We start from the raw sequence: 12448 nt of genomic DNA, 5'->3' as shown, positions 1-12448 counted from the left end.
GACTGACACTCCGTCTTCGCGAGCAAGCCCGCTCCCACATTTGGATATGTGATAGTTCCTTAGACCGAAGAAGCCATTTTCACCGCCACCGCTGCACCCCCTTCCACCGGGCTCTGCGCCTTGCACGCCTGGCTCAATGTCAGTGATTTTGTTTCCGGCGCCCAGGCCCAGGACAGCAACGCCCCCAGAGCCAGAATCGCCGCAAGAATCCCCATCGTCGGGCTCAAGCCAATCCCTGCCACACTCACCGGCAACAGGAACGTGCTGATCGCTGAGCCCAACCGGCTTACCGCCGTGGCCAGGCCAATCCCGCTGGCCCGTACTTCAGTCGGGAAGCTCTCGGCTGGGAACACGCCCACCAGGTTACTCACCGCCGACAACACCAGGGTGAACAGCCCGAACACGAGCACCATCAAGAACGCTGCACTGCTCGGCAACACCGCCAACGTGAACAACGAGACGGCCAGAATGATGAAGGAGTTGATCAAGAACCCGCGGCGCGAGAATTTGATCGTGCACCAGATCCCGATCAGTGCGCCGAGGATCAGTAGCATGTTCAACATCAGCTCAGTGCCGAAGCCTTCCGCCAGGCCCATCTTCTGCAAAATCGACGGCAAGAAGGTGTAGATGGCGAAGTACGGCATGACGATGCAAACGAAGAACAGGCAGTTAAACGCGGTGCGCTTGCGGTATTCACGGCTGAACAACACTGCGTAGCCGGAACGGGTTTCGGTGGATGGGGTTTCGTCGAGTTCGACGTTGTCGCCCAAGTGTTTCTTGACGATGGCTCGCGCTTCGGCAATGCGGCCCTGGTTCACCAACCAGCGTGGCGACTCTGGCGTGCCGATCCGCGCAATCAGAATCAGCGCCGCTGGGATCGCGGACGAGGCCAGCATCCAGCGCCACGCGTCATCACCGAGGCTGAGCATGGCCGTGCCGACGAACGTGGCGGCGACGTAGCCAAAGGTCCAGATCACGCTGAACGAACCGAGCAGTACGCCGCGATGCTTCTTCGGCGCGAACTCGGCCAGCATGGCGTGACCGACACTGAAATCACCGCCCAGCCCGATGCCGATTAGCACCCGGCACAGGAACAAGCCCATGGCGGTTTCAGCGTAGAACTGCATCACCGAGGCGATGGTGATCAGCACAAAGCTGACCAGGAAAATTTTCTGCCGTCCGACCTTGTCGGCGATCCAGCCGAAAAACAGGCTGCCGAGGAACAAGCCGATCAGTGCGGAAGCACCGATCAGCCCTTGCCAGAACGCATCCAGGTGCATCTGCGGGCTCAGCAAGGTGAACGCGATACCGATCAGGCCAAGGATATAGCCGTCAGTGAAATGCGCGCCGAAGGTCAGGCCGGCGATTTTCAGGTGAAAGCGCCCGATGGGCAGATCGTCGATTTTTACCGGTTGTACGGACATGTAAATCTCCAATTGTTGTTATTGACGGAGAAATGAAACAGATCGCTTTTATGTGGGAGTGAGCCTTTGTGGCGAGGGGGCTTGCCCCCGTTGGGTCGCGAAGCGGCCCCGGCATTCCCGAAGTGCAACCGGCACTCAGGTTTTGCGACTGCTTCGCAGCCGAACGGGGACAAGCCCCCTCACCACAAAAGCCCGCTCCCACAGGGGTAATGCTGTGGGGGTCAGAGGCCGCCCATCAGCAGGTATTTGATTTCCAGGTAGTCATCCAGACCGTACTTCGATCCTTCGCGGCCGAGGCCCGATTCCTTGATGCCGCCGAACGGTGCCACTTCCGTGGAAATGATCCCTTCGTTGATGCCGACCATGCCCGCTTCCAGGCCTTCGGCCATGCGCCAGACGCGGCCGATGTCGCGGCTGTAGAAGTAAGCCGACAAACCGAACGGCGTGTCGTTGGCCTTTTGCAGCACTTCGGCTTCGTCCTTGAAACGAAAGCAAGCCGCCACCGGACCGAAGGTTTCTTCCTGCGCGATCAGCATTTCACTGCTGGCTTCGGCGAGGATGGTCGGCTGGTAGAACGTACCGCCGAGCGCATGACGACGGCCGCCGCACAACAGCTTGGCGCCCTTCTCCAGAGCATCGCCGACGTGCAGTTCGACCTTGGCCAGCGCCGCTGCGTTGATCAGCGGGCCTTGCTCGGTTTCGCCGTCCAGCGCACTGCCCACGCGCATCGCCGCCACGGCTTCTGCGAGTTTGCCGGTGAAGGCTTCGTAGACGCCGTCCTGAATAAAGAAGCGGTTAACACAGACACAGGTCTGCCCGGTGTTGCGGAACTTCGAGGCCATGGCGCCTTTGACCGCTGCGTCCAGATCAGCGTCGTCGAAGACAATGAACGGCGCGTTGCCACCCAGTTCCAGCGAGACTTTTTTCAGCGTGTCCGCCGCCTGGCGCATCAGCAATTTGCCGGTGCGCGTGGAGCCGGTGAATGACAGTTTGCGCACGATGCTCGACGCTTGCAGCGCGCCCCCAATCGCGACCGCATCGCCAGACACGATATTGAACACACCGGCCGGAATACCGGCCTGCTCTGCCAACACCGCCAGTGCAAAGGCCGACAGCGGAGTTTCTTCCGATGGCTTGAGAATCATCGTGCAACCGGCGGCCAATGCCGGGCCGACCTTGCGCGTGACCATGGCCAAAGGGAAGTTCCACGGGGTAATTGCGGCGACCACGCCAATGGCTTCCTTGACCACGATGATCCGAGCATCGGCCTTGTGGCTCGGAATCACGTCGCCGTAAGCGCGCTTGGCCTCTTCGGCGAACCATTCCAGAAAACTCGCGGCGTAGACCACTTCACCCATGGCTTCGGCCAACGGCTTGCCTTGTTCACGGCTGAGCAGGGTCGCCAGATCTTTCTGGTTGCTCAGCATCAACTCGCTCCAGCGCTTGAGCTTCTGGCTGCGTTCCTTGGCGGTCAACTTGCGCCACGCCGGTAGCGCACGGTTGGCCGCTTCGATGGCCAGATTGGTTTCTTCAGCGCCAGCCTTTTGTACTTCTGTGATCAACTCCCCATTGGCCGGGTTAAACACCGGGTAGGTCGGACCACCGGACGACCACTGGCCGTCGATGAAGTTACCCGTGCGAATCAGCGCGCTCATGCCACAGCCTCAGTCAAGGTGAAGCGTTCCAGACCTGGACGTGCCGAACGCAAAATTCGTTTGCCAGCGGTGTAATCGTTGATCACGTCGCATGGGGTGTAATTGCGTTCCAGCTCGTGCAGTTCTTCAGCGTCGAGCTTGGTATCCAGCGCGGCCAGTGCACTGTCGAACTGCTCGGTGGTGTCTGCGCCCACCAGCATGCAATCCACACCCGGATGGTTGGCCACCCAGGCCTGGGCGATTTGTGCGTTGGACACGCCGCGAGCACGGGCCACGCGTTGCACCGAATGAGCGATTTGGAACGAGGCTTCGTCGCTGTACATCTGCTGAGTAAAGAAGTCAGTCTGGTTGCGGGTCGACTGTACGTCGCCGGTCAACAAGCCGCGGGCCAGCGGGCTGAACACCGAGACACCGAGGCCTTGATCGCGGCAGAACGGGATCATCTCGCGCTCTTCTTCGCGGTAGGCGCAGTTCAGTTGCAGCTGCATGTTGATCGGCTTGACCCAACCGTTGCGCTCGCAAGCCATGAGAATCTTCGCCAGTTGCCCGGTGAGCATGGTCGAGACGCCGATGTAGCGCGCTTTGCCGGAGCGCACGATGTCGTTCATCGCGCTCATGGTTTCTTCGACCGGGGTGTTCACATCGAAGTAATGCAGCATGAACACATCGACGTAATCCATGTTCAGGCGCTTCAGCGAGGCGTCGATGCTGTCCATGATGTGCTTGCGTGAATGGCCGCTGGCGTTGATGCCGTTGCGGGTGCCGTAACCGACTTTGGTAGTGATGACCAGGTCCTCACGATGGGCCAGGCGCTTGACGATGCGCCCGACCACTTCTTCGCCGACACCGGCAGAATAGAAGTCCGCGAGGTCGATGAAGTTGACGCCGTTGTCCAGCGCGTGCGCAACGATTGGCTCGCTTTTCTTCTCGTCAAAGATCCACGGTTTCCAGTCCGGGGTACCCATGTTCATGGTGCCCAGGCACAGGCGGGACACTTGCAGGCCGGAGTTGCCCAAACGAATGTATTGCATAGCGCGGACCTCAGGCTTTTGGCGTGTAAAAAGGGTTGCTGATGTGATTGACCACATCCGCCAGCTGCGCGGTTTCCGGCTTGCCGGTCAGCGCTGCACGAATCGCCGTGCGGCAGGCGTTGTAGTTGTTCATATAGACCGCATCCAAGTCGTCGCAGGCCGGGTTGACCCAGTTGGCAGTGACGATGGCCCACTCGTCTTCGGCTTCCGGCGGCAACGTGCCGTCCAGCAACGCTTCAAGCACTGCCTTGGCGATACCGGCTTGGGACGCGCCCCAGGTGGCGTTGCCGTGCAGGTCGCTGCTGATCGCGGCTTTATTGACGTAAAGGGTCATCGGCTTGACCGGAATGTTCGGCTGCGCGATCACCATGAACGGGCAGTGACCCTGGCTTGGCGACGCCAGGCTGTTGGCAAATGCCTGGCCGGCCGGGCCGTTGCGCGGGCCGATCAGAATGTTGATGTGCGCGGCGTTCACGCCCGGGCCTTCGAAACCTTCACCGATGTACAGGTCGAGTTCTTTCATGAGTCGTTACTCTTCAGGGAATTTGGGTTGATCAGAAACGCACGCAGGCTGCGGGCCTGGCATGGTCAATGTCGGGGTTCGAAGAGCGCAGCAGGTCGCTGGCGAAGACAGGCAGTGATGATGAGTCATGGTTGCAAACGCTCTTTTTTGTTGTTGATGAGCTGGTTTGCGATTTTTTAACACTGGGGGTTTGCGGGGCTGTAACCATTAAAAATCATGAGGGCATGAGTTCAAGTCATACCCTATGAAACCTGGGGGAGCGAGCCTGCTCGCGAAGAGGCCGGCACATTCAACATTGATGTTGAGTGACACACTGCCTTCGTCGGAACGCCGCCCGGAGCCGGCTCGCTCCCACAGGGATCAGGTTGTCTGTGTTATTGAGAGATAGCGCTGCACAATTATGGTTAAAATGCCGCCCCCTCAAATTGCCGACCCCAGCCCGATGAACTCAGACGCACTCGCCACCCTCCACGCCCACCTGCTGACGGCCCTGGCAACGGCCCCCGCAGAAACCCGTCGGCTGTTTCACGGCCGTGGCCGCTGCTGGCCGGGGCTGGAGCAGTTGACTGTCGACTGGCTGCAGGGCGTGGTGCTGGTCGCGCTGTTCAAAGAGCCGGAAGCGGCGCAGCTGGAAGATTTGAAACAACTGTTGATGCAGATCACCCAGTCACCCGAGTGGGCACAATCCGGTGCGCATACGTTGTTGCTGCAGCATCGTTATCTGCTGCAAAGCACCACCGAATGGTTGCTGGGCGAGGTGATCGATGAAATGACCATCACCGAAGGCTGCTTGCGTTACCGCGTGGACCTGGGCCGCAAACAGAACACCGGCCTGTTTCTCGACATGCGTTACGGCCGCGACTGGGTGCGGGCCCATGCCCAGGGCAAGCGTGTGTTGAACCTGTTTGCCTACACTTGCGGCTTCTCGGTCGCCGCCATCGAGGGTGGCGCCAAGCACGTGGTCAATCTGGACATGTCCAGCCCGGCCCTGAGCCGGGGTCGCGATAATCACCGACTCAACGGGCACGATTTGAGCCAGGTCAGCTTCCTCGGCCATGACCTGTTCAAGTCCTGGGGCAAGGTGATTGGCAAAGGGCCTTATGACTTGGTGATCATCGATCCGCCGTCCTTTCAAAAAGGCAGTTTCTTACTGACCAAGGACTACCAACGCGTGTTACGCCGGTTGCCGGAACTGCTCAGCCCTGAGGGCACGGTACTGGCCTGCATGAACGACCCGGCGTTCGGGCCTGACTTCCTCATCGACGGCGTCATGCGTGAGGCTCCGAGCCTGCGCTTTGAACAGCGGCTGGAGAATCCTCCGGAGTTTCCGGATGCAGACGTTGAATGCGGCTTGAAGGCGCTGGTGTTCAAACTGGGAAATTGAGTCCTCTTTACCTGTAGGAGCCGAGCTTGCTCGCGATTGCGGTGGGTCAACCGATATCCATATTGAATGATAAATCGCTCGTCGGAACGCTGCCCGAACAGGCTCACCCCCACACTGATTTACTCCTCCAACACCAGCAGCGGCGTGCCTTTCTTCACAATGTACGTCGCCAGCTCTGACGCCTTGCCGCCACCAACATTCTTCGCCACATGCGCCGTACCTGCGGGGATGTACAGCGAATCGCCGGCCTTAAGCGTGACCGGTGGCCGACCCTCCAATTGATACTCGAACGTGCCGTCGATGACGTAGGCGACTTCCACCCCGGGATGCGAATGCTTGGGCGAGACCACGCCGGCATCGAAATCCACACGCACCTGTATCACCTCACGCTCGGGGACATCCAGGTCCTGATGCACCAGGTCCGTGCGGTGGATGCCGGACTGCCAACTTTTGCCAGGCTGCGCTTCATGGCTTGCTTCGCCAGCCTGCGAAAAACCCGCGAAGGTAACCAGTGTGACAGCGGCTAGCGCGATGCCGAGCCGGGTGTTGCGAGAAGTGATACGGGACATCGCAATTCTCCAATGATGACCGCCGATGCGGTGTGCTCATTTAGAGGGGGCGGTGTATCTCGCTTGTGTCGCATACCCCATGGTTTTGTATGCGAAGTTGGCTGTCGGCATCGGGGATACGTTGCGATACAAGTACCCTGCGCCAGGACCGACCATCCGAAGACATGGCCTCTGTCACCAGACAGCTAAAATTGACAGGGGGATCACTTCAACGCGTCCTCACAAGCGGGAGTTTCACGATGAAAATCGTTTCTTCGCTGACGTTGGTGGCGGCGGTCGGGTGGCTCTATGGGTGTTCGACAGTGCCTGACAGTCAGATAACCAACGTTCCTCTGCACGCTACGCCCGTCAATGCCGGGAATATCGCCCGGCCCATCATGATGCCCAAAGGTAATGCGACCGAGTTCTGGTTTGCCGTCAGCGGTGAACCCATGGGCAGCGCATTGCCCGGTCGCTTGATGGCTTACATCTACCCCGGAAGCTGCGCCAGTCTGGGCTCAAAACCGGCCTATGACATGAACGACGGACCGAATGCGCGGTTCTATTCATCCACAGCGATGCAGTACTTCTGGAAAAGCGCGCCGGTGCCTGTCGAGACACTTCGAGCCGGTGGCTATGCCTTGGTGGTGCGGGAAAATCCCGCTGATGGTCACCAGAACATTTACTGCGGCAATCTAAGCTGAAGCCTTTGGACTTCGATGCGTTCCCGCCTGTTGTGCGGGAACGTTTTTTTCAACAATCGCCACTTGGAGGAAACAGCCATGCCAAAAACACTCTATCCCCTCGGCAGAACCGCCTACCTGCTCGTCGATCCTTACAACGATTTCCTATCCGAAGGCGGTAAAATCTATCCGCTTATCGCACCGATCGCCGCGCAAGTCGGCCTGCTCGACAACTTGCGAGCACTCGACCGCACTGTCCGCTCCCTCGACATTCCGGTGATCATCGTGCCGCACCGTCGCTGGGAACAAGGTGACTACGAGGGCTGGGATCACCCAAGCCCCACCCAGCGCAAGGTCATGCACATGCATCACTTTGCTCGCGGAGAATGGGGCGGCGACTGGCACCCGGATTTCGCGCCAAAGGACGGCGACATCGTCGTTCAGGAACATTGGGGATCGAGCGGTTTTGCCAACACTGACCTTGATTTTCGCCTCAAGCAAAAAGGCATCACCCACGTGATCATCGCTGGCCTGCTGGCCAATACCTGCATCGAGGCCACCGCCCGTTACGCGGTGGAACTGGGCTATCACGTGACACTGGTGCGCGACGCCACAGCTGCTTTCAAACCGGAAATGATGCACGCGGCCCATGAGCTGAACGGCCCGACATTCGCCCACGCCATTGTGACCACGCCAGAACTGATCGATACCTTGAATCATTGATCGAACCGGACTTCGCGGCAGTGGCGTGGCCGTGACTACTGAGCAGTTCGAGGTTCAATGCCTGGAGATCAAGCCATGCAGGACCCCGAACCTCAACCCCGCCTCCGAAGGCGTCATATGCGAGATACCGAAAACCTTGAACGCTGCCAGCATCACCACCAGCCCACCCGGCAAGGTGCTCAAGCGATGGTTTTGCAGGCCGGCCAGTTTGAGCTGTTTGACATGCCCCACTTCCAGCAGGCGCAACGACAGGCGCAGCAGACCGCTGTAGGTGATGCCGCTTTCGCCATCGTCGTTCATCCCGTTGGCCTTGAGCACTTTGGCGAGCATGCGTGCCGTCCCTGAAGAACCGATGGCCTGCTGCCAACCCAAGGCACGGTAACGCCGCGCCACTGTTTCAAACTGCTGCGTGGCCACACGCTCCGCCTCCAGCAGCGCCGGGGCGGTGATGCAGCCACCGGAGAAATAACGCGCACCAAAAGTACCGCTGCCAATGGCAATGCTTTCGGTCAACAACGGTTGAGCGCCCTGCCCCAGAATCAACTCGGTGGACCCACCACCGATGTCCACGACCAGTCGCATGCTTTGCGGACTAGGGATCGAATGGGTCACACCGGCGTACACCAGATGCGCTTCTTCATGCCCGGAAATCACATCAATCCGAAACCCGAGGTGACGCTCGGCGCTGGCCAGGAACAGTTGTGCATTGTCGGCTTCGCGAACCGCACTGGTTGCCACCGCCCTTACCCGGCCGGGTTCAAAGCCGCGTAATTTTTTGCCGAATCGCGAAAGCGCTTGCCATCCACGATCCAGCGCCATTTCGTCCAGCGTACCGCCCTGAAAACCTTCCGACAAACGGACAGGTTCACGCAGGGTTTTCACCTCCTGAATCATCCATTTCTGGTTTCGTTTGACCGACTGTCCAATCATCATGCGAAACGCATTGGAGCCCAGGTCAATGGCGGCAAACAGGGAGGCATCTCCTTTCATGGCGGGGATTCCTGGCAATTTCATCGGCCCGCGGAGGGAGTTCCGCTGGGCATTCAAGTCGGTTTGCGAGGATCCTGCCATGGGTTAGGTGACACCAATATGACACCAGGTTTTTTTTCACTACGCCCTCATCGTCACTTTTCCGTCATATCCCCAGGCCTAGCATGATCACTTCCACCTTCGTCGGGAGTTCTGACCATGCTTTTAGACAACGACACCCTGATTCAACGTATCCATCGTGAGTTGCTCGATCACAGCGACGAAGAGCTGGAACTGGAGTTGATGGAGGACGGACACGACCTCAACGCGCTGTTCGATGAGCACGTCGGTGACAGCAGCGAAAAAGAACAACGACGTCGCTATTTCAGCGAGCTGTTCCGCTTGCAGGGTGAACTGGTCAAGCTGCAAAGCTGGGTGGTGAAAACCGGGCACAAAGTGGTGATTTTGTTTGAAGGACGCGATGCGGCGGGCAAAGGCGGTGTGATCAAGCGCATTACCCAGCGCCTTAACCCTCGGGTCTGCCGGGTCGCCGCCCTGCCCGCACCCAACGACCGCGAACAGACCCAATGGTATTTCCAGCGCTACGTCTCGCACCTGCCGGCCGCCGGTGAAATCGTGCTGTTTGACCGCAGCTGGTACAACCGAGCGGGCGTTGAGAAGGTCATGGGTTTTTGCAACGACGACCAATACGAAGAATTTTTCCGCACCGTACCGGAATTTGAACGGATGCTCGCCCGCTCCGGCATCCAGCTGATCAAATACTGGTTTTCGATTTCCGACCAGGAACAGCACCTGCGCTTTCTCAGCCGCATTCATGATCCGCTCAAGCAATGGAAACTCAGCCCGATGGACCTGGAGTCCCGCCGTCGTTRGGAAGCCTATACCAAGGCCAAGGAAATCATGCTCGAGCGCACCCACATCGCCGAAGCGCCGTGGTGGGTGGTGCAGGCCAACGACAAGAAACAGGCCCGACTCAACTGCATCCACCACCTGCTCGGGCAGATGCCGTATGAAGAAGTCGAATCACCGAGGATTGAATTACCGGAACGCGTGCGCCAGGGAGACTACTTGCGCATCCCGACGCCACCGGACCTGATTGTGCCGCAAGTTTATTAGCGCCGACGGGGCAAGTGCCCCGTTTCGTCATCATTTTGTAACCTTGCTACCACGATACTGACACCACACAACGCGTGTTTTTTTCGCTGCCTTTACTGGCGGCTTTTTTTTGCCCATGAAAAAGCCGCGTAACGGGCTAATGCCGATCAGTTAAGCCGAACCGAAGTTTGTAGCAGCTGGGGAAGCCTGCATTCGGTTCGCGTTAAGGCTTAACTGATCGGCATTAGCGTAACGTGCCGCATCTTTGTGTCGCTGAAGCCGCGTGATCAACTGCCCCGGTGCAAGCGCTCCCGGCTCACGAAAGCGCTGCTTAATAGAATCGCCCTGGTCATTTGTCGTCCGGTTTAGTTGACGATTGAGACCGATGTTCAGCACTTTCTTCGGCGTTGGGCGGTTCGGGATAGCTGCCTGGCATAAACACGTGAGTCAGCAATTCCCTGGCATCGACGTCGACAACACCCTGAACTGAACGGGTCAGAGCAACAACCTGCTCACATTGCCGATGGGTGTTGACCCGACCACTCAAGGCCACCGTGCCGGCATGGGTTTTGACGTGAATGTGCATGGCAAGGGTGGGCTCGGCCATGGCCAGGGTCGACTTAACCCGTGTCGTCAGCCATGTATCGTGAGCGACCGCTTCCAGTTGATGTGAATACTGCTCGAAGGAACGAAGTTTCATGGTGTATCCCTCTTTCGGAACGAAGGAGCAAACACCTTAATTATAGTGCGCCCCTTGCCCGCGGTCGGAATACCTAGCGTTTGACCGACAAATCGGTCTGCGTCATGCGACTGCGAATGGTGAACACGCCATCTCCCGAGAGAATCGCGCTGCGAGCAAACAGCCGACCGCTCTCCCAGTTCGAAAGTCCCAGCTCCGGCTTGTTCAACGCGTACTGCCCGTCGACCCAGCGAGTGATGCCGTTGCCGACAAACGGGGCGTTGACTGCGTTGTAGAAACGCTCATGCGCAGCGTCATCTTCACTGATCAATGACACCGTGAACTGTGGGCTGTAGCGATTGAACAAGGCAATGGCGCGGTCCAGGTCGTCAACGAACATCAGGCTGACTTCCGGGGTTTCTTCCCACTCCCATTCGCGGCCCAATTGATCCTCTGGCAATGGCTCAGCCATTGCCTCGGTCCGGTAGCCTTCGGCGCGGTATACCTCGACGCTCGCGTTCAACCATAGCGCCGGCAAATAAACCTCGCTGCCTTCGACAATGTGCAGCTTGCAGCCCTGGCCCCGCGCGCTGCCGGCCTGTTGCAACGCATCGAGAAATAGCGGCACCAGCTCAAAGGCGCGATCGCGCTGGATCAGGCAGACGTTCAGGGTGTTGCAGACTTTGCGGTCCAGAGAATTGCGCACCACGGCGGCGAAGCGAGTCGCGTCGGCCTCCTTGTCGGCGATCAGCCAGGCGCCACCGGTGCCGTGCAGGCTGACGGCGGTGCCGGCCTGTTGGGCGATGCTGCCCAATTGGCTGACTGCACGCCCCGAACCCCGGGCCACGGCCAAGGACAGACGCCGGTCGGCGAACATCGCCCAACCGGCCGCATGATTGACGCTTTCGACCAGCGACACCGCGCCGACCGGCAACCCGGCATCACTCAGTGCCGGATTCAACGCATGAGTGACGATGGCCTGAGCGGTGCCCAATGCATCGCTGCCAATTCGCAACACAGCGGTGTTACCGGTGCGCAGGACGCCAGCTGCATCGGCGAACACATTCGGCCGGCCTTCAAAGACAAACGCGACAATGCCCAGCGGCGACACCACTTGCTCGACTTTCCAGCCGTCATGCTCGACGCAACTGAGCACCTTGCCCCGAGAGGCGGGCGCATCCCGCCAGGCGCGCAGGCCAGCGATCATGTCCCTGCGCATGCGTTCATCCGCCAGCAAGCGCGTGGTGGAGCGGCCACGGGCCTTGGCGCGTTCGATGTCGGCAAGGTTGGCCGCCGCGATCAAGTCCCAGCACTGCGGGGTTTCCAGACGCTGGGCAAACAGGTCGAAAAAGGTGCTGATTGCTTGATCCGACACCGCCGACATCGCGCTGAACGCTGCTTCCGCACGCTCGATCGCAACGCTGGCCGCTTGCTGGTCTGCCACCGGAATCAGCAACAATTCGCCGCTGACCTGCTCCACCAGCAGGTGGTCGCCGGGCAGAAAGCGCGCGGCCAGTTCGGGGCTGACCACCGTGACACGGTTACCGGCAAAAGGAATCGGCGTACCAGCGACTAGACGTTCGAGCGCAAGAGACATGAAGCGATTTCACCATGCAGGGGGCGGCCGGAAAATGTATAGGAAATTGTCCGGAGCGTCATTCACCACTAATCCCCTGCGGGAGTGAGCCCTGTGGCGAGGGGGCCCTTTGGTGA

The 12448-nt window shown here is 59.2% G+C and carries 12 protein-coding genes; 4 read left to right on the top strand and 8 right to left on the bottom strand.

Translation table 11 applies throughout. The features are described from left to right. Positions 1-59 precede the first annotated feature (59 nt). The 4 genes from AC1DRJ_RS11545 to fae all read right to left on the bottom strand — a co-directional run bounded on the left by AC1DRJ_RS11545 (position 60) and on the right by fae (position 4633). A complete protein-coding gene (locus AC1DRJ_RS11545) occupies positions 60-1424 on the bottom strand; it encodes an MFS transporter (RefSeq protein ID WP_477802250.1) in 1365 nt (454 codons plus the stop codon). 221 nt (positions 1425-1645) lie between these two features. Next, positions 1646-3079: an NAD-dependent succinate-semialdehyde dehydrogenase gene (locus tag AC1DRJ_RS11540; protein ID WP_477802249.1), complete on the bottom strand. Its 1434-nt coding sequence runs from the start codon at positions 3077-3079 to the stop codon at positions 1646-1648. Then, complete coding sequence (locus tag AC1DRJ_RS11535) at positions 3076-4110, bottom strand: aldo/keto reductase (RefSeq protein WP_477802248.1); 1035 nt, start codon at positions 4108-4110, stop codon at positions 3076-3078. The genes AC1DRJ_RS11540 and AC1DRJ_RS11535 overlap by 4 nt, the downstream gene beginning before the upstream one ends. Before the next feature lie 10 nt (positions 4111-4120). Then, positions 4121-4633 (bottom strand): formaldehyde-activating enzyme, encoded by a 513-nt coding sequence (gene fae, locus AC1DRJ_RS11530; RefSeq protein ID WP_477802247.1) that lies wholly within the window; start codon positions 4631-4633, stop codon positions 4121-4123. A 442-nt stretch (positions 4634-5075) separates the two neighbouring features. Between fae and AC1DRJ_RS11525 the strand changes: the two genes are divergently transcribed. Then, positions 5076-6017, top strand: a complete 942-nt coding sequence (locus AC1DRJ_RS11525; RefSeq protein ID WP_477802246.1) for a class I SAM-dependent methyltransferase — start codon at positions 5076-5078, stop codon at positions 6015-6017. Between the two features lie 119 nt (positions 6018-6136). Here AC1DRJ_RS11525 and AC1DRJ_RS11520 read toward each other — a convergent pair whose 3' ends face one another. Next, complete coding sequence (locus AC1DRJ_RS11520) at positions 6137-6586, bottom strand: cupin domain-containing protein (protein ID WP_477802245.1); 450 nt, start codon at positions 6584-6586, stop codon at positions 6137-6139. 239 nt (positions 6587-6825) lie between these two features. On the opposite strand from AC1DRJ_RS11520, the gene AC1DRJ_RS11515 reads away from it, so the two are divergent. Together AC1DRJ_RS11515 and AC1DRJ_RS11510 are read left to right on the top strand one after the other, a co-directional pair. Continuing rightward, positions 6826-7269, top strand: a complete 444-nt coding sequence (locus tag AC1DRJ_RS11515; RefSeq protein WP_477802244.1) for a hypothetical protein — start codon at positions 6826-6828, stop codon at positions 7267-7269. 78 nt (positions 7270-7347) lie between these two features. Next, entirely contained in the window at positions 7348-7971 is a 624-nt protein-coding gene (locus AC1DRJ_RS11510) for a cysteine hydrolase family protein (protein WP_477802243.1), read from the top strand. A 54-nt stretch (positions 7972-8025) separates the two neighbouring features. On the opposite strand, the gene AC1DRJ_RS11505 is transcribed toward AC1DRJ_RS11510, so the two are convergent. Further along, positions 8026-8961 carry a Ppx/GppA phosphatase family protein gene (locus AC1DRJ_RS11505; protein WP_477802242.1) on the bottom strand — a complete coding sequence of 312 codons (936 nt, stop codon included), beginning with the start codon at positions 8959-8961 and terminating at the stop codon, positions 8026-8028. Positions 8962-9159: 198 nt separating this feature from the next. Between AC1DRJ_RS11505 and ppk2 the strand changes: the two genes are divergently transcribed. Then, on the top strand, positions 9160-10077 hold the full coding sequence (gene ppk2, locus AC1DRJ_RS11500) for a polyphosphate kinase 2 (protein WP_477802241.1): 918 nt from the start codon (positions 9160-9162) through the stop codon (positions 10075-10077). A 328-nt stretch (positions 10078-10405) separates the two neighbouring features. Here ppk2 and AC1DRJ_RS11495 read toward each other — a convergent pair whose 3' ends face one another. Both AC1DRJ_RS11495 and AC1DRJ_RS11490 read right to left on the bottom strand, forming a co-directional pair. Further along, on the bottom strand, positions 10406-10756 hold the full coding sequence (locus AC1DRJ_RS11495; RefSeq protein WP_477802240.1) for a BON domain-containing protein: 351 nt from the start codon (positions 10754-10756) through the stop codon (positions 10406-10408). Between the two features lie 73 nt (positions 10757-10829). After that, positions 10830-12332 (bottom strand): aldehyde dehydrogenase family protein, encoded by a 1503-nt coding sequence (locus AC1DRJ_RS11490; RefSeq protein WP_477802239.1) that lies wholly within the window; start codon positions 12330-12332, stop codon positions 10830-10832. Between the last annotated feature and the right edge of the window lie 116 nt (positions 12333-12448).

The organism is Pseudomonas sp. P5_B2, assembly GCF_056400445.1.
Note: the sequence above shows the minus strand (reverse complement) of the source record. Positions and strands in the feature narration are given on the sequence as shown.

What these genes read in the sequence shown, in the direction of transcription:
- AC1DRJ_RS11515 (WP_477802244.1), top strand. Translation starts at nt 6,826, where the DNA reads ATGAAAATCGTTTCTTCGCTGACGTTGGTGGCGGCGGTCGGGTGGCTC.
- AC1DRJ_RS11505 (WP_477802242.1), bottom strand. Translation starts at nt 8,961, where the DNA reads ATGAAAGGAGATGCCTCCCTGTTTGCCGCCATTGACCTGGGCTCCAAT.
- AC1DRJ_RS11520 (WP_477802245.1), bottom strand. Translation starts at nt 6,586, where the DNA reads ATGTCCCGTATCACTTCTCGCAACACCCGGCTCGGCATCGCGCTAGCC.
- AC1DRJ_RS11545 (WP_477802250.1), bottom strand. Translation starts at nt 1,424, where the DNA reads ATGTCCGTACAACCGGTAAAAATCGACGATCTGCCCATCGGGCGCTTT.
- AC1DRJ_RS11540 (WP_477802249.1), bottom strand. Translation starts at nt 3,079, where the DNA reads ATGAGCGCGCTGATTCGCACGGGTAACTTCATCGACGGCCAGTGGTCG.
- fae (WP_477802247.1), bottom strand. Translation starts at nt 4,633, where the DNA reads ATGAAAGAACTCGACCTGTACATCGGTGAAGGTTTCGAAGGCCCGGGC.
- AC1DRJ_RS11535 (WP_477802248.1), bottom strand. Translation starts at nt 4,110, where the DNA reads ATGCAATACATTCGTTTGGGCAACTCCGGCCTGCAAGTGTCCCGCCTG.
- AC1DRJ_RS11525 (WP_477802246.1), top strand. Translation starts at nt 5,076, where the DNA reads ATGAACTCAGACGCACTCGCCACCCTCCACGCCCACCTGCTGACGGCC.
- AC1DRJ_RS11510 (WP_477802243.1), top strand. Translation starts at nt 7,348, where the DNA reads ATGCCAAAAACACTCTATCCCCTCGGCAGAACCGCCTACCTGCTCGTC.
- AC1DRJ_RS11490 (WP_477802239.1), bottom strand. Translation starts at nt 12,332, where the DNA reads ATGTCTCTTGCGCTCGAACGTCTAGTCGCTGGTACGCCGATTCCTTTT.
- AC1DRJ_RS11495 (WP_477802240.1), bottom strand. Translation starts at nt 10,756, where the DNA reads ATGAAACTTCGTTCCTTCGAGCAGTATTCACATCAACTGGAAGCGGTC.